Raw genomic sequence first — 24,189 nt, forward strand, 5'->3', positions numbered from 1 at the left:
AATATTCTAAATTGTTATTCTACCCACTTTTTAAATAGATACTGTTACCTAGTTTGCATAAAAAATGTGATACCAATCGTTTTTATGAGGTAGTTCGCAAAATTGATAAATAATCTCGGGCTGTAACGAGTATTCAAGCGAAATTGTATCCGCAACATAAGTCTGACTAAAATATTCCCAATTTGAGCAGGAAAGATCCTTAACAGTCTGTTGGGTCAACATCAATATTCCATTTCACTTTTTTACTCTCAGGTAAGGCGACAATCTGAGGATAAGTGACAGACATCAATTTTTGTAAATAACCCCGTGAAGGATGCTGGAGCAATAATTGCCAACGATAATTTCCACCTCGTTTAGCTTGAATTGCTGGAACGGGTCCCATTACCCATAAATTCGCGTCTCGCATTGGGTGTTGTTCAAAAAACTGTTTGAGCTGTCGTAAGAACTGAGGCGCACGCTGATTATTGTGATCTTCAGAGCGGATCATAATATGGCTAGAATAAGGCGGTAAAAAAGTCGCTTGTCGCTCTTGCAAAGCTTCTTTAGTGAAAGCGTCATAACCTTTTTCTAATAGTGTCAGCAAAAGAGGGTGATCAGGCTGGTGAGTTTGTAAATACACCGCGCCTTGTTTACCCGCACGACCCGCACGACCTGATACTTGTATATAAAGCTGAGCAAAGCGTTCGGCTGCACGAAAATCACTGGAGAACAGAGCGCCATCCACATCAAGTAAAGCCACTAAGGTGACATCAGGAAAGTGATGCCCTTTGGCTAACATCTGTGTACCAATAAGAATGCGTGAGCCACCCTGATAAATATCTTCCAGTTGTTGCTCTAAAGCACCTTTGCGACTTGTTGTATCTTTATCAATTCGCGTCACTGGTGTATCAGGAAATAATTCACCAATCCCTTGCTCAAGTTGTTCGGTTCCTAATCCTACGGGGATTAAATTAGTTGAACCACATTGTGGGCATTGTGCTGGAATTCGTCGCTGACTATCACATTGATGGCAACGTAGCATGCCATGTTTTTGGTGGATAGTATAATAGTGATCGCAGCGAGGGCATTCTGCTATCCAACCACATTCATGGCATAACAATGCAGGTGAAAATCCTCGGCGATTTAAAAAGAGCATTACTTGGTTACCTGCATTAAGGTGCTCTTTTATTGCTTTAATCAGAATTGGAGACAACCCTGTTGTCAGCGGTTGCCCTTTTAAATCAATTAAATGCTCTGTTGCGGGTTTTGCATTGCCTGCACGTTGAGTCAGCGTGAGTTGTTGATATTTCTTTTGCTCAACATTAAAACTAGTTTCAATTGATGGGGTTGCGGTTCCCATCACGATAGGAATGTTTTCTTGCTTTGCTCGGAAAACGGCGAGATCACGAGCATGGTAACGCCAACCATCTTGTTGTTTATAAGAGCCATCATGCTCTTCATCGATAATAATAATGCCAAGATGCTGAAAAGGGGTTAGAAGTGCCGATCGTGTGCCAATAATAATGGCGTTATCACCTCGTTTTGCTCGTAACCAAACGGCTAAGCGTTCAGTATCATTTAATCCTGAATGAAGCACATCAACAGGGGCATTAAAGCGTGCTTTAAAACGGCGGATTGTTTGGGGTGTTAAACCAATTTCAGGCACCAGTACCAGTGCTTGTTTACCTTGCGCGAGAATTTTTTCTAATACACTTAAATAAACTTCCGTTTTTCCTGAACCTGTAATACCCAATAATAACCAAGGTGAGAACTGGTCAGCCTGCGCGGTGATTGCACCTACTGCAATAGCTTGTTCTGTGTTTAACTTAAAACGTTCGCCTTGAACCGCAAGATCATTGTGCCAGTGTATAGGAGCTGGTTGAATAGGGCGAAGGTCTGCAAACTCTTTCTTTTTTAAGTTATTAAGTGTTGCAGTTGTGATTTCAAATTCATCAAGTTGATGGCGATATAAAGGTGTACGGCGAAGGGCAGCTAATGCTTGTTGCTGTTTTTTTGCACCTTTTAAACTATTGAGATCGAGATTAATCCCCTCTTCAGTAGCATACCATTGCCATAATGGTGTGAATTCTGCGGGTTTTCCTTGTCGTAATAAAATCGGCATAGCATGAAATAGCACTTCCCCTAAAGGATAGTGATAATAAGCCGATGCCCAATTTAACATATCCCACAAAACACCCGGAAAGAGTGTTTCGCTATCAAGGATCTCATCAATTGGCTTTAGCTTTTCGATAGGAAACTCACTGTGTGTACTGAGTCCTTTGACAATACCAAGAGAGCGGCGTTTATTACCAAAAGGCACGATCACCCGACTGCCGATAACAGGCGCATCAATCCCTTCTGGTAACAGGTAATCAAAAGAGGAGAATAGTGGTACAGGTAAAATTACCTGAACTATAGTCATATCAGGGGTTCCGAGAGTTTTAGCGAAAAGATGACACTAAGAATATCACAAAAAGTGTGCAGATTTCATTGCGCGTTTAGCGGATATTCTGTATGATCCGCCCCCTTTGGTAGATAAATTACCAAACACTTAATTTCAATCAACACGACGTGTGGTGTTCGGCTGTGGGCTGAATGGCGACACGGCCTTAGTAGAGGTTTTCCATGCAAAAAGATATCCATCCTAAATACGAAGAAATTACTGCATCTTGTTCTTGCGGTAACGTTATGAAAATCAACTCCACTGCAGGTCATAACCTGAATCTGGACGTTTGTGACAAATGCCACCCATTCTATACTGGTAAACAACGTGATGTTGCAACTGGTGGTCGTGTTGATCTGTTCAACAAACGCTTCAAAATTCCAGGCAGCAAATAAGATATTTGTTGTCACAAGATGTCAGCTTAGTCTAGCATCTTGCAGACAGTTCGGAATTGAAGAAAAGCCCAAAGTTTTTGCTTTGGGCTTTTTTTATGGGCAAAGTCCTCCCTTTTTAGATAACGTTTTTGGTAGTGACAAGCCAGATCACAACTGATAAATTATCTATTCATCCATCTATTCACTTACCTATTCATAAAGCAATTAATATCATGACAATACGCTCTGAATTGATACGGCAAATACTACGTAATGAACCTAGGTCAGCAAGACAACTTACTGATATTATGAATATTAGCCAGCCAACATTGTCACGGGCATTAAACGCGCTAAGTGATGATATTGTGCGAATTGGTTCAGGATCTTCTATTCAATATGCTTTACGCGATAGTTCCCGTGGGTTTAATTCAGTTCCTATTTATCGCATAAATGAAGAAGGTAAGGTCAAGCCGCTAGGTAAATTGACGCCAGTTTTCCCAGAAGGTTTCGTCATGGAGCGGATAGACAATGTGAACCGACATAGTGAAGGTTTGCCATGGTGGTTATTGGATATGCGCCCCCAAGGATATCTTGGGAGAGCTTATGCTTCAGCCTATTCGGCTGAGCTTGGTTTGCCCCAAAACCCAGATCGTTGGTCTGATACCGATATAATCAGAGCATTACTGACTCATGGACATGATGCAGTGGGAAATCTGCTAATAGGAGAGCAGGCAAGAGATCAATTTTTGGGTATGCAGACACCAGAAATTGTTGAGCGTGATAAAACTTATCCCACATTAGCACGAGCTGTTAGTTCGGGAGAGGATCCTGGTTCATCCGCTGGTGGGGAGCAACCCAAATTCTGCACCTATACAGAAAAAGGTCATGTTATCGTAAAATTTACGGCGCCTGACGATAATGCTGTTAGTGAGCGTTGGCGTGATCTGCTTCAAGCTGAGCATCTGGCATTAAAAGTTCTTGGAGTTGAAACAGAGGTATTTGATTTTGAAGGGCAACGCTTCCTCGAAATCCCACGATTTGATCGTGTAGGCCCACTAGGTCGTATAGGTCTTTTTTCTTTACAAGCACTAGATGCTGAGTTTATAGGACGGGCAAGGGAGCCTTGGCCAGTATTAGTTAATGAGCTAATTAAGCAAAAACGAGTTCATTCAGAGGCTGCGATTAGCACGGTACGCCGTTGGGCATTTGGTATGTTGATTGGAAATACTGATATGCATCATGGCAATTTGTCGTTTATCAGTAGACATGGCCGCCCATATGAGCTTTCACCTGCCTACGATATTTTACCAATGGGATTTGCGCCTAAGTCTGGTGGTGAAATAGTCAATACACTTCGTCCAGTGACATTACTTGATGGGATCAGCTGTGAAATCTGGCAGGAATGTTTAGAGTTGGCCGAGCAGTTTTATACTTTAGCTGAGAGCTGTAATTGTTTTTCTGACAATTTTTCTCCATGCCTTAAAGCGTTACGTAGTCATCTTGATGAAGCAAGTTCGCGTATATCTCGTCTAGGGTGATGACAAATAGACCTAAAAAATTAATTTAAGATGATGTGTTGCTGGATTTTGTGCATGCGGTTGATGAGAACAATCTTCGATACATACCGAAAGAACCCCCTCTCGCTAAAAGCTAGGGGGGCATAATCTGAAGCCCAAAGTTTTTGCTTTGGGCTTTTTTGTTCGTGTTAATCAAGCAATAAGTCAAAAACTGACGCTGATTAATACTCCCAAGTATCGGGATCAACCCCGCGCTGGCGCATTATTTCTTTTGCCTCTTCAGGGATTTCATCGTTACGTTCTTTACGTAAGTCTTCATCATTTGGGAGAGGCTGTCCGGTAAATGCGTGCAAAAATGCTTCACACAATAATTCACTATTGGTTGCATGTTTTAGGTTATTAACCTGACGGCGAGTGCGTTCATCGGTCAAAATTTTTAGCACTTTCAATGGAATTGAAACTGTAATTTTTTTAACTTGCTCACTCTTTTTGCCATGCTCAGCGTAAGGGCTGATATATTCACCGTTCCATTCAGCCATGGATTACCTTAATTAATATCATTTAGTTGAAGTCAGAATAGGGTTAACCCACATTCTGATGGGCAATACCAGTTTATCATGACTTTTCTAAAACCACCGACTCTTCTGGCTGAAGGTGAGAGAAAAAGTAACAGTCACTGGCGATATTCTTAATCTGTGTATTATTCCATTACTTAATCTATCCGTAAAGTAGTTTAGATGGCTAGATGTGTTGACGTCTTGGTGTCTAATTGGATATGCTGTCATTCGACGTTTCCACTTATCGCTGTGACAAGGTGCCTGTATGACGAAGAAAACAGCAACAATTGCTATCCATAATGGGCTAAATGAAGACACTCAATTTGGTTGTGTCGTACCGCCTATCTATCTTTCTAGTACCTATAATTTTTTAGAGTTTAATCAGCCTCGTGCTCATGATTATTCTCGTCGAGGTAATCCAACACGCGATATGGTGCAAAAGGCATTAGCCGAGCTAGAAGGTGGAGTGGGGGCAGTTGTCACTAGCAGTGGAATGTCAGCTATTCATTTAATTTGTACGGTTTTTCTAAAACCTGGCGATGTGATTGTTGCGCCTCATGATTGTTATGGAGGAAGCTATCGCCTTTTTAACAGCCAACAAGAGCGTGGTGCTTACCGTGTGATTTTCGTTGATCAAAATGATGATATTGCACTTAAGCAAGCTTTAGCGCATCAGCCTAAAATTGTTTTTATCGAAACACCAAGTAATCCTCTTTTAAGAATAACGGATATTCAAAAAATCAGTGAACTTGCTCATCAACAAGGTGCTTTAGTGGTTGCTGATAACACCTTTATGAGCCCTGTCTTGCAAAAGCCGTTAGCATTAGGCGCTGATATTGTTGTGCACTCATGCACAAAATATCTTAATGGACACTCAGATATTGTCGCTGGTGTTGTTATCTGTCAGTGTCAGAAACAGCTTGAGGAGCTAAGCTGGTGGGCGAATAATATTGGCGTCACATCTGGCGCATTTGATAGCTATTTATTATTACGAGGCATAAGAACATTAGTTCCTCGAATTCGACTTCAGCAAGAAAATGCACAGGCATTAGTGGCGTTTTTACAAGCACAGCCATTAGTCGAAAAAATGTATTACCCCGCACTGGAAAATCATGTTGGTCATCAAATAGCAAAAAAACAGCAACAAGGTTTCGGTGCAATGTTAAGTTTTGAGTTAAAAGGGGGATTGGATGTGATTAAACTCTTTTTATCTCAATTAACACTCTTTACACTGGCAGAATCTTTAGGTGGGGTAGAAACCTTAATTTGTCACCCTGCCACCATGACACATGCAGGTATGTCAGAAGAAGCGAAAAAAACAGCAGGGATCAGCCCCTCATTACTTCGTATCTCGGTGGGTATTGAAGATAGCCAGGATTTAATCAATGATTTGCAAAGTGCGTTTGATGCAGCAACTAAAAGGTAACCATGGATCATGAGCGTAGTGGCGATTAAACAACAGGCGGAGCCGATTTGCCGTCAGTTACATAAATTCGGTGGTAGCAGTCTTGCGGACATAAAATGTTATCAACGTGTCGTGAATATCATGACGAACTATAGCCAACCTAATGACCTAATGGTGGTTTCTGCGGCGGGCTCCACGACGAATCAGTTGATTAGCTGGCTGAAACTTAGCCAAAGTGATCGTATTTCTGCCCATCAAGTTCAGCAAACGTTGCGCCGTTACCAGTTATCTTTAATTGAAGGGTTACTTTCAAAAGAGAATGCAGAATTACTTTCTCAAGCCTTTATTGCTGATCTTGAACGCTTAAGTTATTTGTTAGATAAACCTATTACAGACGCAACTTATGCAGAAGTTGTCGGCCACGGTGAAATTTGGTCTGCAAGATTAATGGCGAATTTGCTTACAGAGCAAGGTTTACCTAGTGTGTGGTTAGATGCGCGTGAGTTCTTGTGTGCTGAAAGAGCGGCTCAGCCACAAGTCAACGAAACGTTATCTCGCCCATTACTTCAAGTACTCTTAGCTAAACATCCTGAAAGCCGTTTTGTTGTAACGGGTTTTATTAGTCGCAATCAACAAGGTGAAACGGTCTTATTAGGTCGTAACGGTAGTGACTACTCTGCAACACAAGTTGGGGCTTTAGCCGATGTTGGTAAAGTCACAATTTGGAGTGATGTTGCGGGCGTTTATAGTGCAGATCCTCGCAAAGTAAAAGATGCTTGTTTATTACCCTTGTTGCGTTTAGATGAAGCGAGTGAATTGGCTCGATTAGCCGCCCCAGTTTTACATACGCGTACACTTCAACCCGTTTCAGGCAGTAATATTGATTTACAACTTCGTTGTAGCTATCAACCAGAGCAAGGATCAACACGTATAGAACGTGTGTTGGCATCAGGAACGGGCGCTAAAATAGTGACTAGCCATGATGATGTTTGTTTGATTGAGCTCCAACTTCCATCACATCAAAATTTCGAACAAGTGGCGAAAGAGGTTGATGAATTACTTAAGCGTGCACAAATTCGTCCTTTAGCTACTGGTGTGGATAAAGACAGTCAACTTTTACAACTTTGCTATACCAGTGAAGTGGCTAATAGTGCATTGGACGTGCTACAAGATGCAGTTTTACCAGGTAAATTACATTTACGAGAAGGCTTCTCATTAGTGGCTTTAGTGGGGGCGGGTGTTTGTAAAAATCCTCTGCATTGTCATCGTTTTTATCAACAACTTAAAGACCAACCAGTTGAATTTATTTGGCATGCGGAAGATAACATCAGTTTAGTTGCGGTATTACGTAATTATACTGAGCACTTGCTGCAAGGTTTGCATCAAACGTTATTTAGAGCTGAAAAACAAATTGGCTTAGTACTATTTGGTAAAGGGAATATTGGTTCACGTTGGTTAGAATTGTTTGCTCGCGAACAAGAGCCTTTATCAGCACGCAGTGATTTTGAATTTATCCTTGCGGGCGTGGTCGATAGCCGTCGCAGTTTGCTGGACTACCAAGGGATTAATCCTAGTCGTGCTTTGGCATTCTTTGATGACGAAGCAACTGAACATACGGAAGAGTCACTCTATCTTTGGATGAGAGCACATCCTTATGATGATTTAGTGGTAGTTGATATTACTGCCAATGAGTCTCTTGCCGCTTCTTATGAAGATTTTGCTAGCTACGGTTTTCATGTTATCAGTGCAAATAAGATTGCTGGCTCGGCTTCAGGTGTGCGCTATCGTGCCACACGAGATGCGTTTTCTAAAACAGGTCGCCATTGGTTATATAACGCTACAGTGGGTGCGGGTTTACCCATTAATCATACGGTGCGTGATCTGCGTGAAAGTGGTGACACTATTTTATCCATTAGCGGTATTTTCTCTGGCACACTTTCTTGGTTATTTTTGCAATTTGATGGCACAGTTCCTTTCAGTGAGTTGGTGGAACAAGCTTGGCAACAAGGATTAACAGAGCCTGATCCACGAATTGATTTATCAGGGCAAGATGTGATGCGTAAACTGGTTATTCTTGCTCGTGAAGCGGGTTATGACATCGAGCCAGAGCAGGTACGTGTTGAATCTTTAGTACCTGTGCAAGCTGAAACTGGTTCGCTAGAAGAATTTTTTGATAACAGTGCGCTGATTAATGAACAAATGGCACAACGATTAGCTGCTGCAAATGAAATGGACATGGTATTACGTTATATCGCCCGTTTTGATGCTAATGGTAAAGCTAAAGTCGGTGTTGAAGCCGTGAGAAAAGATCATCCCCTCGCTTCGCTATTACCAGGGGATAATTTATTTGCGATTGAAAGTCGTTGGTATCGTGATAATCCGCTTGTGATCAGAGGGCCGGGAGCTGGCAGAGATGTGACCGCAGGCGCAATTCAGTCAGATTTAAACCGTCTTTCTCAATTACTGTAATTTAATTATTTCTTTTTTATAAAGGTTATCAGCGGGTTATTTTCTGCTGATAACCTTTTGTCATTTTTGTGTCATATCACCCAATTTTTTTAATTTCTTTGGCTATACTTAATTTATCTCTAGTCACAAAGGAGCGATTGATGTCAAAGGTAGTAAGACAGATTGTCCCACTAAGAAATGAAATGACGGAGGTGAACCATCAAGCTAAAGAGAACTTTTGTCAGTAGCTCATGATGTGAAATTTAAGCATCTTGAGTGGAAGTTGAAGTGGAAGTATGGTTACAACGTGTTAGAACGTTATTTAAAGTACAATTCGATTAACCACATGTTTTACAACAGACAACTTAACTTACTGAAAGAACAATTCGTTATTCTTAATTTAAAGCGCTGATATTCAGCGCTTTATTCGTTTTTATCTTATGAAAATTTTAATCGGAAAATTTAATCGAGTAAAAATGTAAAAGAGAAGAAAAATAAGGAATAAAATAGAGACATGAGTTATAGCCCTTCGGTGAAATAAGCTAAGAATCAAAAAATAGACCAGACAATTTATCAATATTAAAAAAAATCATCTAAATTTACCGCCAGATAAACCCTCACGTATCTTGCCCTTTCTAGTAAAAAACGCTTCTTAGTCGATAAGAAACAAAAATATGTCCTTATTTTTGGCAAAATTGAGCCAAAACAACATGAATATTAGCCATTCTTATAACACTAAAGCCGTAATTAAATTTCAGAAAAATCCCCCAAACCGATTATTTTCTGATATGAATAGTAGGCTAAGTAAAAAAAGCAGTGTGGCTTATCACAAAAATCAAAATAAAGTCACATCAGAAATGAAAGTTAATTACACAACTGGGAGGACATGACTTTTCTAATAGGAAGAAGCATGTTGTTACCGCCACAAAGACAAGGTCAGGAGTCTTATGAATCAACAATATTCTGCTATGCGTAGCAATGTCAGTATGCTTGGCAAGCTACTTGGAGATACGATAAAAGAAGCACTCGGTGAAGAAATTTTAGATAAGGTTGAATCTATTCGAAAATTATCTAAATCGTCACGAGCAGGTAATGAAGTTCAGCGACAAAAACTGTTGTTGACGTTACAAAATCTCTCTAATGATGAATTATTGCCTGTTGCTAGAGCATTTAATCAATTCTTAAACCTGACGAACGTGGCAGAACAATACCATAGCATTTCGCCTCATGGCGAAGCGGCTAGCAATCCTGTGGCATTGGCAAAACTGATCACCCGACTAAAAGATAAGAATTTTACCGACGAGCAATTAAAAGAAGCCGTAGAGCAAATCTCTATTGAGCTGGTATTAACGGCACACCCAACCGAAATTGCACGTCGCACACTTATTCATAAATTAGTTGAAGTAAATACCTGCTTATCTCAACTCGACCACGATGATTTAGCGGATTACGAGCGTACTAATATTATGCGCCGTCTGCGTCAGTTAGTGGCTCAATCATGGCATACTGACGAAATTAGAAAAATTCGCCCAACACCAATTGATGAAGCAAAATGGGGCTTTGCGGTTGTTGAAAATAGCTTATGGGAAGGTGTTCCTGCTTTTTTACGTGAATTTAATGAGCAGCTTAGAGAGTCCATTGATTACAACTTACCAGTAGAAGCTTCTCCTATTCGTTTTACCTCATGGATGGGTGGAGATCGTGATGGTAACCCAAATGTGACGGCTGAAATCACACGCCATGCTTTACTATTAAGCCGTTGGAAAGCCGCTGATTTATTCTTAAATGATATTCAAGTCCTTGTTTCAGAACTTTCAATGACAGAAAGTACACCTGAACTGCGTGAATTAGCGGGTGGTGCTGAAGTTGCAGAGCCTTATCGTGAAATTGCTAAACAATTGCGTACACGCTTACAAGTGACTCGCGATTATCTAGAGCAACGCATTAAAGGGCTACAATCGTTACCGCCAGAAGGCTTATTGATTGATAATGAAGAACTTTGGGAGCCGTTATACGCGTGTTATCAATCATTAACTCAATGTGGTATGCGTATTATTGCCAATGGGCAACTGTTAGATACATTACGCCGTATTCGTTGTTTTGGCTTACAACTGGTGAAACTGGATATTCGCCAAGAAAGCACCAATCACACTGAAGCACTCTCTGAATTAACACAATATTTAGAGCTTGGTGATTATGCAAATTGGTCTGAAGAGCAAAAACAAACTTTCTTACTTGAAGAATTAAATTCTAAACGCCCATTGATCCCGACAAATTGGCAACCAAGCGCAGCGACTCAAGAAGTATTTGAGACTTGTCGTGTCATTGCACAATCACCTAAAGATTCTATTGCCTCTTATGTGATTTCAATGGCAAAAGTGCCTTCTGATGTATTAGCGGTAAAACTATTACTGAAAGAAGCTGGTGCGAATATTCGTTTACCTGTTGCTCCTTTATTTGAAACGCTTGAAGACTTAAATAACGCTGAAAGCGTAATGACCCGTTTGTTTAATATCCCTTGGTATCGTGATCTAATTGATGACAAACAAATGGTGATGATTGGCTATTCAGACTCAGCAAAAGATGCGGGTGTGATGGCGGCATCATGGGCGCAATATCGTGCTCAAGATGCATTAATCAAACTCTGTGAAAAATCAGGCGTAACATTAACACTATTTCATGGACGTGGCGGTACGATTGGTCGTGGTGGCGCGCCAGCACATGCAGCTTTACTTTCTCAACCACCAGGAAGTTTAAAAGGCGGTCTGCGTGTGACAGAACAAGGCGAAATGATCCGCTTTAAGTTCGGATTACCACAAGTCACAATCAGCAGTCTTGCTCACTATGCTGGTGCAATTTTAGAAGCCAATTTATTGCCACCACCAGAGCCAAAAGCACCTTGGATTGAGGTCATGGATTCTTTGTCTGACGTTTCTTGTGCAATGTATCGTGACTATGTGCGAGGGCAAGAAGACTTTGTTCCTTACTTTAGAGCGGCAACTCCAGAAGGCGAGTTGGGTAAACTACCATTAGGCTCTCGTCCTGCAAAACGTCGTCCTACTGGTGGTGTTGAAACCTTGCGTGCTATTCCGTGGATCTTCGCATGGACTCAAAACCGCTTAATGTTACCTGCTTGGTTGGGCGCTGGTGCCGCATTACAACATGAAATTGATAGCGGGAAACAAGCGGTATTAGACGATATGTGTGAGAACTGGCCGTTCTTTAATACACGTATTGCGATGTTGGAAATGGTCTATGCTAAAGCGGATTTATGGTTAGCGGAATATTACGATCAACGTTTAGTTGAAGAGCGTTTATGGCCACTAGGAGCTAAATTACGTCAGCAACTTTCTGATGATATTAAGAGTGTTTTGGCGATTTCAAAAGATGAGCACTTAATGGCAGATTTACCTTGGGTTGCAGAATCTATCGCACTACGTAATGTCTATACTGATCCATTAAACGTACTTCAGGCCGAGTTATTACAGCGTTCTCGTACACATAGTGAGTCGGATCCTCGTATTGAACAGGCACTAATGGTCACTATTGCAGGTATTGCGGCAGGTATGCGTAATACAGGCTAGAGGCATCAGTATTTAGAAATAAAAACAGCGCTTAATAATAGCGCTGTTTTTTGTTTTTTATCTCTTATCTCTGATATTGGTTTTATTTTTTTGCTTCTTCATAAGACTCAATAGCTCTTATTCGTGCTTTTGCGTGATCAACTATGGGTAATGGGTAATCGAGAGAATTATTGGTTTTTGCTGCCCATTCGTGAGGCGTATGAATATATCGACTCGGCACATTGGCGAGTTCAGGAAGCCAATGGCGGATAAATTCACCATCAGGATCGAACTTACGACCTTGAGTGGTAGGATTAAAAATTCGAAAATAAGGTACGGCATCAGTTCCTGTTGATGCGGCCCACTGCCAACCCCCATTATTTGATGCGAAATCACCATCAATCAGTTGTGACATAAAATAACGCTCACCCCAACGCCAATCAATTAACAAGTCTTTGATAAGAAAGCTCGCCGTGAGCATACGTAAGCGGTTATGCATCCAACCTGTTTGGTTAAGCTGTCGCATCGCAGCATCAATAATAGGGAAACCCGTTGAGCCTTGAGTCCAAGCATTAAATTCATCTTGATTATTACGCCAATTGATTTTTTCTGTCCAAAGCTGAAAAGCAATGTGTTTGCATAAATTGGGATTTGCCACAATTAAGTGTTGGTAAAACTCTCGCCAAACAAGTTCATTAAACCAAACAAATGCACCTGATGTGCTGTTTTCTAAGAAATCAGGTTCAGTTTGATAAAGGCGATTAAAACATTGTCGAATAGACAGTAATCCAATCGAAAGATAGGGGGATAATCGACTTGTACCATCAACTGCGGGAATGTCTCGCCATTTTGCATAATGTGGGACGCTTTCATAACAGAATTGCTTTAAGCGTTTAAGTGCCTCTTCTTCAGTAGAGATAAAAGAGGGCAAGCTTGTATTTTCAAGTGAAAATAGCGGTGCTTTTAAAGGTGATACCGCTTTTTGATGTGTCCTGATCTCTGGGATAGGTAACGAAGCGTTATTTTGTGAAAAAAAGAGCCGAAGGAATGCATTTCTAAAGGGAGTAAAAACCTTATACATCTCCCCTTGTTGGGTGACTACATTACCTGGTGGAATAAACACATTGTCATGATAAGCATAAACGGTTGTCTTATTCTTCAGTAACTCAGTGACCTTTTCATCACGACGTTGTTCATTAAGGGCATATTGGTGATTGAAAAAAAGGGCGGTGGCTTGATGCTGTTGGCAATACTCAGCCACTTTATCGGCTGCATTTGAATAAGTATCGCTAATCACGATTGTCAGTGGAATATTGAGTTTTTCCAGTGATATTGAAAGATCCAGCAAAGCATTATGAATGAACGCCTGACATGACAAAGCCATATTGTGGGCTTTCCATTGTTCAGGCGTTACGGTGAAAAGAGCATGCACCTGTGCTTGTTTATCTTGGCAAGCGTTAAAGAGTGCTTTGTTATCCGTCACTCTTAAATCATTACGAAACCAGACCAAATGAACAGAAGACGGGTGCATGTGACCTCTCTTAATCTAATTTAGGATGTTGATCGATAAGCGCTTGGCGTTTTTTCTGTAATGCCTCAATTTCAGCTTCAATATCTTCAACACGTTGCTCGATATTATCATAATGCTCAGACAGAATTTCTTTTGCCTCTGATCTATCTGATGCCGCAGGTGTTGCACCTCGTAAAGGTTTATTTGCGGTTTCAATCATCTTAATCCCTGTGATCAAACCGACAACGGCAACAATCATCAGATAATAAGCAGGCATATATAAGTCACCAGTTGCTTCAACTAACCATGCCGCTGCCGTTGGTGTTGCACCTGCCACTAATACAGAAATATTAAATGCAATAGCTAATGCACTATAACGAATATGCGTTGGGAATATGGCAGGTAAAATAGACGCCATTACCCCAGTAAAACAGTTGAGTAGAACCGCAAGAATTAATAATCCTAAGAAAATTAAACCGATTTCATCACTGTTAATCATCATAAACGCAGGGTAAGCAAGAATAAACAACCCAATACTACCACCGATAACAAACGGTTTACGGCCAATTTTATCACTGAGTAAGCCGATCACAGGCTGTACAAATAACATCCCTATCATAATCGCGATAATAATCAAAACACCGTGATCTGCCGAATAGTTTAAGTTATGGGATAAATAACTCGGCATATACGTTAATAACATATAGTAGGTGACGTTAGTGGCAATCACTAAACCCACGCAGACGGTCAAACTTTTCCAATATTTTGAGGCGATTTCACGTAATGAAACACGCGGTGGATTTTCGATAGATTTACGGTCATCGCTGTTCATTTCATCAACATGCTGTTGGAATGCAGGTGTTTCTTCTAAAGCATGACGTAAATATAAGCCAATAAGACCTAATGGTAATGCTAAGAAGAACGGGATACGCCATCCCCACTCATGGAATGCTGTTTCTCCAAGGATAGTTGAAATAAGTACAACAACACCTGCACCCATAACAAAACCAGCAATAGAACCAAAGTCTAACCAGCTTCCCATAAATCCACGTTTACGGTCTGGTGAGTATTCAGCAACGAAAATCGCCGCTCCTGAATATTCACCACCAATGGAGAAACCTTGTGCTAATTTAGCGAGTAATAATAAAACGGGAGCCCAGATCCCAATAGTTTCATAAGCAGGGATCAGACCAATGGCAAACGTACTGAGCGCCATAATAATGATGGTGACAGATAACACTTTCTGACGACCAAATTTATCCCCTAGCATCCCAAACACAATGCCACCTAATGGTCTTACAAGGAAAGGTACAGAGAATGTGGCAAGGGCTGCAATCATCTGCACACCTGGAGATGCGCCAGGGAAAAACACTTGACCTAAAACATAAGCGAGAAAGCCGTAGACACCGAAGTCGAACCATTCCATGGCATTACCTAACGCCGCGGCGGTAATGGCTTTTTTCAGCTTACTATCATCAATAATTGTTATGTCATTGATTTGTAATGGTTTGTTTCTTTTCTTCTTCATTTTCATATTAAGTGACCTTTTATTAAGGTATTCGTAATTTCTTGTTATTCAATTAATTAAAAGAAATGAAGTGACTATTTGATAGCGAGAAGAGTGAGTAATAAAAATTCACTAAAAAACAGCTTACTTCTACCTATTTTAAATAGTGGTATTAAGCTAATAGATAAGAGAATATTTATTAAGTATAGATGAGATTAAATAAGATTTTAGGAAGTTTTCTTTGTCGTTTTGATATAACAAAACATAGCCTCTAGTATTAAAATGTGATCGTTATCATAACGTAATTCTGCTTTTGTGTAAAATTTGTAGTGTGAGAGGTTTTAAATTTACGTTAAGTAAACTTAAAATATCGAAAAGAAAAATCAAAAAATAAGATCAATTTTTATCATAAATAACAATTGGTTAATCTAATTTGTTGTGTTTTTTGATACAAGCTAACGCATTTATATGAGCATTATGCATAATACAAATACCGAAAGGTAAATAGAAAATAATAACGCCTTATTTTACTTTATTATTCTTTCGAATAGTGAAGATGAAAATGTGGATAATAGAATAGATCTCGCTATTCTTATTATTGATTACATCAAGATAGTATGACGGGATATCATGACAGAGATATTAAAGATAGCCTCGTCATTCCCCATATTTAGAATAACAACTTATAAATTTAATAATTAACCGCGCATTTGTGCAAATTAACCCAGGTACCTCTATGAACATTAATCAACTGAAAAGCTTTGTTGAAGTCGTGAAAAATAATTTCAACATTACTAATGCGGCTGAAAAACTTTATACCTCACAACCGACAATCAGCAAGCAACTAAAGATATTAGAAGATGAATTAAGTGTATCGCTGTTTGTTCGTAAAAATAATAACTTATTAGCATTAAGCCCGATGGGTAAAGAAGTCCATAAAATTGCTTGTGATATTCTTGGGCAAGTTGACCGAATCAAAAGCATTGTGGCGGAAGAAGATCGTAATAAAAAAGTCGATTTACATATTGCGACAACGCATACGCAAATTCGTTATTCATTGCCGAATGTGATTGATCACTTTCGTCGCTATTACCCTAATATTTCTTTACATTTTCATCAAGGCGCACCAGCTCAATTAGCGGAAATGGTTAAAAATGGTGATGTGGATTTTGCGATTGCCACAGAATCTATGCACCTTTATGAAGATCTAATTACACTGCCTTGTTACCGCTGGACTCGTAGCTTATTAGTCCCTTATGACCACCCTCTTGCTTTATTGAAAGACGATGAACTGGTTACCATCGAGCAGATGGCGGAGTATCCACTGATTACTTATGTTTTTGGTTTTACAAGAGGATCTAAATTAGACAAGGTATTTTATAAAAATAATCTTAAGCCTAATGTGGCGTTAACTGCGACGGATACAGAGATTATTAAATACTATGTTAAGCGACATTTAGGTATCGGCGTTATTGCAGCTGCTTCATATGATGAGACAGAAGATGGTGGCGCACTAAAATGTATTAATATCGATCATTTAGTGCAACCGAGTTATACCCATATTTGTGTCAGTAAACATACCCATATGAAAGATTATATGCATGAGTTTATTTCTCTCTATGCCCCCCATATTGATAGAAATATTATTCAGATGCCAGAGCAGTGGGAAACACAATGGCACAGTAAAGAGGTCTATCAGGGATTGCCTGATTTGCGTTCTGTGAATATTAATAATATCGCGACAGAATAAAAGTAATAATAAAGCCCGTTTTGCGGGGGCAATAACGGGCTTAGGCAGAACAAGAGAAAGATTAGCGAGTCAGAATATTCACAAAAATCTGAGCACCCACTAATAAACAATCATCATCGACAAAATAAGGATTGGCGTGAAGGTAATTATTAATCCCTTTCGCTTGGTTACCACTTCCTAAGAAGAACATGGCACCGACCTTACCTTTTGTGGCGTTAACCATATAGCTAAAGTCTTCACTGCCTGTCATTGGCTTACCGTTTGATTCAATATTCTCTTCTGGTAAGAATTTACGCATCGCATCTAATAAACGCTGATGTGCAGTTGGATGATTCACAACAGCTGGGTATCCGCTATAGCTTAATGTGGTTTTAAATCCACCAGCCGTACTGCGGGCAACAATTTCGTCGAAGCTGGCTTTCAGTATTTGATCGGTATTTTCATCCATAGAACGGATAGTACCGCGCGCTTGTACGTGATCAGCTAATGCATTAGGGATTGTTCCCCCATTGATCATGCCACAACCAAATACCGCAGGGCTAAATGGATCTGTCTTTTTCGCAACAACATAATCCATATAGTCAATTAAGCGCGTTGCTTCACGAATGGCATCTAACCCTTTGTGTGGTGTTGAACCATGTGCAGAAACACCATAAACATCTAATGTCCATGCTGAACCATAAGACGACATCACACCATCATTAAAGCGAACACAACCTGTTTCGATAGCGGCATCATTATGAAGTGCGTATGTTTCATCAACGCCTTCCATACAACCCATTTCCACCATTTTTTCAGCGCCAGGTACACGCATATCTTCTTCCGCCATTTGGAAAATAAAGCGGACATTTGACGTCATCTCTTCTTTATTTTCGGCAAGATACTTAGCACTGGTTAATGCCATGGTCATATGGGTATCGTGGCCACAGTTATGCGCACAACCTTGGTGAACTGAACTGTGTTCATTATTGGTTAAGTCTGGCATTTCTAGTCCGTCCATATCAGCACGGATAGCAATTAATGGAAATTCAGAATTAACAATTAAGTCTGCTGTGAAACCAGTATATCCATCAAAAGTTTTAATTTTATAACCAAAACTTTCCATTAATTCACGACAGTATTTAGATGTTTTATATTCTTCACCTGATAGCTCAGGTATTTTGTGCAGGTCTTGTCGTGTTTTTTTACTAAAGTCATTTAATTGAAAGAGTTTTTCACTGACATTATAAATATTATTCATTAGATAACTCCCTGGATACTAAATCCAATTTGCGCGACGATTGATGCTCCAAAGAAACAACAAGTTGAAACAATCATGAAAATAAGAATAACTTTCCATGACATTTTCTTAAGTTCTTCTAATTGACCACCAACAGATAAACCCGCAAATGCTAATAAAGGAACACAACAAGATAAGAAAGAAACTTTACCAATAGAACTAATAAAGAAATCTCTTACCGGAGTTTCGGGTAAACAAATAAGGATCCCGATAATTGTTGCATAAGCAAATGTGGGTAAAGATGAAGGTAAATAATGTTTTGCAACGAGTGAAATAAATACCACTAATGACATAGCAATAAAGCTATCCCACATTGCATAAAGAGCGATCCCTGATGTTAATGTTTGAGTAAACATTGCCAGTAAAATAGCAACGAATACAAACTTCATATCAATAATTATATTTTTCATGCAGTTTTGCCTCTGGTGAAAATTTTATAAATTTTTTCTGAAAGAGGTAAACCTAAATAGGTTAATGACAGTGCGCCTAATGCGGAAGATAATAAATTAGATGCAGCGGCAACACTTAATACTTGCTGTGCTAATGCTTCATCAAGACCATTAATTAATGCACCTGATGCAGCACTTAACATTGAACCAGAACCCACACCAGAGCCTGCTGCAAGAGCAAGTGGATGTAATCCAGTTAGTGGAGCAATACTACCTAATACGCTAAACCATAAAGTACCGATAACAGAACCACATAAATAAATGGCTAATACACCAATATATTCTTGAGAGCCTGTACCAAATTTACCTTGGATAACAGCGATAGACGGTTCACGGCTAATAGATGAACAAGCACCAATTGCACGACGACCAAATCCAAATTTAATGGCTAATGGTACCGCAATTAATACTGGTAATAAGTTACCGAGTTCCTGAACAAATAAAGGAATACCGACACTTAAAATCATTTTAATATTAGGAACAATCATTCCCGCATATTGCGTACCTAAAATAAGTAGGCTGAAACCTACCATTTTACCGCAGAAGCCTTCTTCTTTTTCTGTGAATAATTTACCCCATACTTTAATTTTTTTACGGGTAAATCCAGCAGATATACACATACCAATAATTACAGCAAATAGCATTGGTAAAATAGGTATTACCGCAATGCCAATCTTAATTTCTTTTTTACCAATGACATATTGTGAAATAAAAATTAAGAAAAGGACTGCAAGAATACTAATAAAGAAAACCTTTATCGGACTTCTACTTTTGTCCATCCGTTAATCTCCGTTGAAAAATAATCAGGCTTTATTCTAGAGGACAAAAAGCAAAAGGTAGCGTGACCAATGTCATGTTTATTTCATACCTCTTTTTCATGGTGCATGAAATAATACAATGGTGATAAATTTATTAACAAATAGGAGAAAGTTAAATTTTTTAATAAAGACAGTGAGTAAGGCTGAAATGAGTCAGCTTAATTGTTAATAAAAATGTGAAGAGAAAAATCATAATTAAAAATTATTTTAATTATTAAAATAATACTATAAGAAAGTATTGTCTATAATTTAATAAAGAATAATATGTTATTAATGAGATGTATTCTTATTTGATGCGGTTATTATAAATTTAATGAATGTATTTGGAAGTGATATTTTATTTTTTGTATTTTTGAGGGCTGATTTTATCCCCACAGTGACATTATAGTGATTGGTGTTATTCTTTATATTTGAGTTAGTAAGATAATTTTCTCTGCAAGCTGATGAGGAAGAGAAACAGAATATGGGAAAGAGATAAGTGTAGCTCGCAGAGGCGTAATTCACCCAAAACTGAGGAAAGACATCACCATGAGTAAGCAAACAGTTGCAACTTATATTGCTAAAGTACTCCATAATGCAGGTGTGAAACGTATTTGGGGCGTGACAGGCGATTCTCTCAATGGATTAAGTGATAGCTTGCGAAAGATGGGAACGATTGAATGGATGGGAACCCGTCATGAAGAAGTCGCGGCTTTTGCCGCAGGAGCAGAAGCAGCAGTTAATGGTCAATTAGCGGTTTGCGCTGGCTCTTGTGGACCAGGAAATTTACATCTTATCAATGGGCTTTTTGATTGCCATCGTAATCATGTTCCAGTGTTAGCCATTGCTGCGCATATTCCTTCTGCTGAAATTGGTAGTAATTACTTTCAAGAAACACATCCTCAAGAACTTTTTCGCGAATGTAGCCATTATTGTGAATTAGTCTCAAACCCAGAGCAGATCCCTCAAGTGCTTGCCATTGCAATGCGAACCGCTATTTTGAAAAAAGGAGTCGCTGTTGTTGTTTTACCGGGAGATGTTGCACTAAAACCAGCCCCAGAAGATGCGCATGAAAACTGGTATCCGTTGCAATCTCCACTCATCATGCCAAATCGTTTCGAAATTGAAAAATTATCCGATGCGCTAAATAATGCAAAAAATATCACTTTAATGTGCGGTGCTGGATGTGCTCAAGCTCGCGACGAAGTGATTAAACTAGCTCAAACATTAAAAGCCCCTGTTGTACACGCATTGCGAGGGAAAGAGTACATTGAGTGGAAAAATCCCTATAGTGTAGGAATGACAGGATTAATTGGTTTTTCATCGGGTTATCATGCGATGGAAAATGCCGATACGTTAGTGTTGTTAGGTACGCAATTCCCTTATCGTGCATTTTATCCATCAAAAGCCAATATTATTCAAATTGATATTAATCCAAGTAGCCTTGGTTCGCATTGCCATGTCGATATGGCGATGATTGGCGATATTAAAGCCACACTCAATGCGATACAGCCTCGTTTAAAAGAGAAAACAGATACCACTCATCTTGATGCTTCATTGAAACATTATGCTAAAGCACGAGAAGATCTGGATGCACTTGCACAACCGAGTGAACGTGAGCTTATTCATCCACAATATCTGGCTCGTCGATTAAGTGAACTGGCAAATGATGATGCTATTTTTACTTGTGACGTAGGGACACCAACGGTATGGGCGGCACGTTATGTGGGTATGAATGGCAAACGTCGTTTACTGGGCTCGTTTAATCACGGCTCTATGGCAAATGCGATGGCTCAAGCCATTGGTGCACAGGCGTTAGATAGAAAGCGTCAAGTTGTGGCAATGTGTGGTGATGGTGGATTTACCATGCTAATGGGGGATTTTATCTCATTAGCTCAAATGAATTTGCCTGTAAAAGTGATTATTTTTAATAACAGTGTATTAGGTTTTGTCGCGATGGAGATGAAAGCGGGTGGCTATTTGACGGATGGTACGGATTTGCATAATCCTGATTTTGCCGCCATTGCTAACGCATCAGGCATCAAAGGTATTCGCGTTGAGAAAGGTGAAGATCTGGATAATGCACTGAAAGAAGCTTTTGAACATGATGGCCCTGTGATTGTGGATGTGGTAACCGCAAAACAAGAGCTTTCAATGCCCCCTGAAATTAAATTCGAACAGGCGAAAGGGTTTAGCTTGTATATGATGAAAGCGATTATTAATGGTCGCGGTGATGAGATTGTTCAACTCGCGAAAACTAATTGGTTACGCTAGTTATTAAGTCAGATTGAAGGTAAATAACCCTATCAAAATAAATCGATAGGGTTATTTTATTATTATTGGGCTTTCTCTGTTAAACAGAAGTTTTCAATTAATTGCCCCATTAATTCACGCGTCGGCTCAATAAATGCCATATCAATAAATTCATCAGGTTGATGTGCTTGCTCAATAGAACCTGGGCCTAAAACTAAGGTAGGGCAGAGATCTTGAATAAACGGCGCTTCAGTACAGTAATTTACAGTTTGCGCTTTCTCACCCAATAGTTTTTCGATCACGGCAACCATTTTATGATCGGTTGGGCACTCATAACCCGGAATAGGATCGTGTAATGCCTCAACACTTAAACGACCCGGCCAACGTGCTTTGACTGGCGCTAATGTTTCGTGAAGTAAATCATCCAAGTCTTGCAGTGTTAATCCCGGTAATGGGCGAATATCCATATGTAATTCACAGCAAGCACAAATTCTATTTGCTGCATCACCGCCATTAATATAACCAAAGTTCATTGTTGGATAAGGGATAACAAACGCAGGGTTGTTATAGCGAGTTTTTAACGTATCGCGCAGTGTACTAAGGTGAGTAATAGACTCATGCATCAGTTCTATCGCGTTCACCCCTTTTTCTGGATCACTAGAGTGTCCTGATTGCCCAGTAATGCGTATTGCATTTGATAAATGCCCTTTATGAGCACGAATAGGTTTTAACGATGTAGGTTCGCCAATAATGGCAAAATCAGGGCGGATTGCTGTATTAGCAGCAAAATAACGCGCCCCTGCCATAGAGGTTTCTTCATCAGCGGTAGCAAGTATATAAAGTGGATGCGTTAGTGTTTTAGTATCCACGTCACGTAATGCGTCAAGAATAAAGGCAAAAAAGCCTTTCATATCCGCTGTACCTAAACCGTATAACTTATTTTCTTTTTCTGTCAGCGTAAAAGGATCTTGCGTCCAACGGCCTTCATCAAACGGCACAGTGTCAGTATGACCACAGAGTAATAATCCGCCTTTCCCCATCCCTAATGTTGCGAGAAGGTTAAATTTTCCTCGCGTTTCGGGTACAGGTTGAATTTCAATTGAAAAACCTAATGTTTCCAACCAATTAGCAAGCAGGTTAATCAATGCTTCGTTGCTTTGATCGTTTTTAGCATCTGTTGCACTGATAGAGGGAGTTGCAATTAATTGACGATAAATCTCAATAAATGTAGGTAATTTAATATTCACTGTTGACAGCCTTTCTTCATAATAGTATCAATATTCATGCACTTTTTTTGAATAAAAATACATTAATCGGTTTGTGTTCATAGTACAAGGTAAGAATGACATGTTAAATACTCTGATTGTAGGAGCAAGTGGTTACACTGGCGCTGAATTAGCCGCCTATCTTCAGCAGCATCCTCATGTGAATTTGAGCAGACTGATGGTATCAGCTCAAAGTGCAGATGCAGGAAAGTGCTTTTCTGAACTTCATCCACAATATCGTGGTTTAGTAGATCTCCCACTAGAGCCGATGGTTGATGTGGCTAAAGCCGTTGAAAATATTGATATCGTTTTTTTAGCAACAGCACATGAAGTCAGCCATGACATTGCCCCTATTTTTCTAGAGCAAGGTTGCGTGGTGTTCGACTTATCTGGCGCCTATCGAGTACAAAACAAGCATTTTTATCAACAATACTATGGATTCGAGCATAAGAATACTGATTGGTTATCACAGGCAGTTTATGGGTTAGCTGAATGGAATGCCGACATTATTAGTCAGGCTCAATTAATTGCAGTGCCGGGTTGTTATCCAACGGTGTCTCAGTTGTCTCTAAAACCGCTTGTGGAAGCAGGACTTTTAGATACAGCACAGTGGCCAGTGATTAATGCCACCAGCGGTGTGAGTGGTGCTGGTAGAAAAGCCTCTTTAACCAGTAGCTTTTGCGAAGTGAGCTTGCAACCTTATGGCGTGTTTACGCATCGCCATCAACCTGAAATTGCAACACATCTGGGTATTGATGTCATTTTTACACCTCATCTGGGTAATTTTGCCAGAGGGATCTTAGCCACTATCACCTGTAAGTTAAAAGTGGGTGTGACACAAGAGGATGTAAGACAAGTCTTTGAAGATGCTTATCAAGATAAACCATTAGTGCGTGTTTATGAAAAAGGGTTACCTGCATTAAAAGCGGTTGTAGGAACTGCATTCTGTGATATCGGATTTGCTCAACAAGGTGAACATCTGATTGTGGTCGGTGTTGAAGATAACTTGTTGAAAGGGGCTGCTGCACAAGCGGTGCAATGTATGAACATTCGGTTTGGTTTCGCTGAAACCGAATCACTTATTTAAATAATG

Annotated in this window: 16 protein-coding genes; 8 read left to right on the forward strand and 8 right to left on the reverse strand. The window is 39.7% G+C overall.

Annotated elements, in window-relative coordinates:
• Positions 1-199 precede the first annotated feature (199 nt).
• Positions 200-2,401, reverse strand: coding sequence for a primosomal protein N' (priA, locus tag ABN212_RS12095; protein WP_198632498.1), 2,202 nt, complete (start codon positions 2,399-2,401; stop codon positions 200-202).
• A gap of 203 nt (positions 2,402-2,604) precedes the next feature.
• Between priA and rpmE the strand changes: the two genes are divergently transcribed.
• Complete coding sequence (gene rpmE / locus ABN212_RS12100; protein WP_006534140.1) at positions 2,605-2,817, forward strand: 50S ribosomal protein L31; 213 nt, start codon at positions 2,605-2,607, stop codon at positions 2,815-2,817.
• Positions 2,818-3,029: 212 nt separating this feature from the next.
• A complete protein-coding gene (yjjJ, locus tag ABN212_RS12105) occupies positions 3,030-4,334 on the forward strand; it encodes a type II toxin-antitoxin system HipA family toxin YjjJ (protein WP_349443273.1) in 1,305 nt (434 codons plus the stop codon).
• Positions 4,335-4,534: 200 nt separating this feature from the next.
• On the opposite strand, the gene metJ is transcribed toward yjjJ, so the two are convergent.
• Positions 4,535-4,852, reverse strand: a complete 318-nt coding sequence (metJ, locus tag ABN212_RS12110) for a met regulon transcriptional regulator MetJ (protein WP_006534139.1) — start codon at positions 4,850-4,852, stop codon at positions 4,535-4,537.
• Positions 4,853-5,135: 283 nt separating this feature from the next.
• Between metJ and metB the strand changes: the two genes are divergently transcribed.
• The 3 genes from metB to ppc all read left to right on the forward strand — a co-directional run bounded on the left by metB (position 5,136) and on the right by ppc (position 12,307).
• On the forward strand, positions 5,136-6,296 hold the full coding sequence (metB, locus tag ABN212_RS12115; protein ID WP_198620349.1) for a cystathionine gamma-synthase: 1,161 nt from the start codon (positions 5,136-5,138) through the stop codon (positions 6,294-6,296).
• A 9-nt stretch (positions 6,297-6,305) separates the two neighbouring features.
• Complete coding sequence (locus ABN212_RS12120) at positions 6,306-8,744, forward strand: bifunctional aspartate kinase/homoserine dehydrogenase II (protein WP_349443270.1); 2,439 nt, start codon at positions 6,306-6,308, stop codon at positions 8,742-8,744.
• Between the two features lie 926 nt (positions 8,745-9,670).
• Entirely contained in the window at positions 9,671-12,307 is a 2,637-nt protein-coding gene (gene ppc, locus ABN212_RS12125; RefSeq protein ID WP_109373421.1) for a phosphoenolpyruvate carboxylase, read from the forward strand.
• A gap of 82 nt (positions 12,308-12,389) precedes the next feature.
• On the opposite strand, the gene phrB is transcribed toward ppc, so the two are convergent.
• Together phrB and proP are read right to left on the reverse strand one after the other, a co-directional pair.
• Positions 12,390-13,817 carry a deoxyribodipyrimidine photo-lyase gene (gene phrB / locus ABN212_RS12130; protein ID WP_349443271.1) on the reverse strand — a complete coding sequence of 476 codons (1,428 nt, stop codon included), beginning with the start codon at positions 13,815-13,817 and terminating at the stop codon, positions 12,390-12,392.
• A gap of 10 nt (positions 13,818-13,827) precedes the next feature.
• Positions 13,828-15,330, reverse strand: coding sequence for a glycine betaine/L-proline transporter ProP (gene proP, locus ABN212_RS12135; protein WP_198620353.1), 1,503 nt, complete (start codon positions 15,328-15,330; stop codon positions 13,828-13,830).
• A gap of 709 nt (positions 15,331-16,039) precedes the next feature.
• On the opposite strand from proP, the gene ABN212_RS12140 reads away from it, so the two are divergent.
• Complete coding sequence (locus ABN212_RS12140; RefSeq protein ID WP_109373424.1) at positions 16,040-17,053, forward strand: LysR substrate-binding domain-containing protein; 1,014 nt, start codon at positions 16,040-16,042, stop codon at positions 17,051-17,053.
• A 61-nt stretch (positions 17,054-17,114) separates the two neighbouring features.
• Here the strand turns inward: ABN212_RS12140 and ABN212_RS12145 are convergent, their stop codons facing one another.
• Genes ABN212_RS12145 through ABN212_RS12155 form a run of 3 tightly spaced genes read right to left on the reverse strand, consistent with a single transcriptional unit; the run spans position 17,115 to position 19,560 of the window.
• Positions 17,115-18,293 carry a M20 metallopeptidase family protein gene (locus ABN212_RS12145; RefSeq protein WP_109373425.1) on the reverse strand — a complete coding sequence of 393 codons (1,179 nt, stop codon included), beginning with the start codon at positions 18,291-18,293 and terminating at the stop codon, positions 17,115-17,117.
• Entirely contained in the window at positions 18,293-18,742 is a 450-nt protein-coding gene (locus ABN212_RS12150) for a hypothetical protein (RefSeq protein WP_109373426.1), read from the reverse strand. Before ABN212_RS12150 ends, ABN212_RS12145 begins: the two co-directional genes overlap by 1 nt.
• Positions 18,739-19,560 (reverse strand): DUF3100 domain-containing protein, encoded by an 822-nt coding sequence (locus ABN212_RS12155; protein WP_023583450.1) that lies wholly within the window; start codon positions 19,558-19,560, stop codon positions 18,739-18,741. Before ABN212_RS12155 ends, ABN212_RS12150 begins: the two co-directional genes overlap by 4 nt.
• 567 nt (positions 19,561-20,127) lie before the next feature.
• On the opposite strand from ABN212_RS12155, the gene poxB reads away from it, so the two are divergent.
• Entirely contained in the window at positions 20,128-21,852 is a 1,725-nt protein-coding gene (gene poxB, locus ABN212_RS12160) for a ubiquinone-dependent pyruvate dehydrogenase (RefSeq protein WP_198620354.1), read from the forward strand.
• Between the two features lie 62 nt (positions 21,853-21,914).
• Here the strand turns inward: poxB and argE are convergent, their stop codons facing one another.
• Positions 21,915-23,078 (reverse strand): acetylornithine deacetylase, encoded by a 1,164-nt coding sequence (gene argE / locus ABN212_RS12165; protein WP_198620355.1) that lies wholly within the window; start codon positions 23,076-23,078, stop codon positions 21,915-21,917.
• A 100-nt stretch (positions 23,079-23,178) separates the two neighbouring features.
• Here argE and argC point away from each other — a divergent pair, with 100 nt between their 5' ends.
• Positions 23,179-24,183 (forward strand): N-acetyl-gamma-glutamyl-phosphate reductase, encoded by a 1,005-nt coding sequence (argC, locus tag ABN212_RS12170; RefSeq protein ID WP_198620356.1) that lies wholly within the window; start codon positions 23,179-23,181, stop codon positions 24,181-24,183.
• Positions 24,184-24,189: the final 6 nt, after the last annotated feature.

Source organism: Proteus genomosp. 6, assembly GCF_040139785.1.
Classification (GTDB): Bacteria; Pseudomonadota; Gammaproteobacteria; order Enterobacterales; family Enterobacteriaceae; genus Proteus.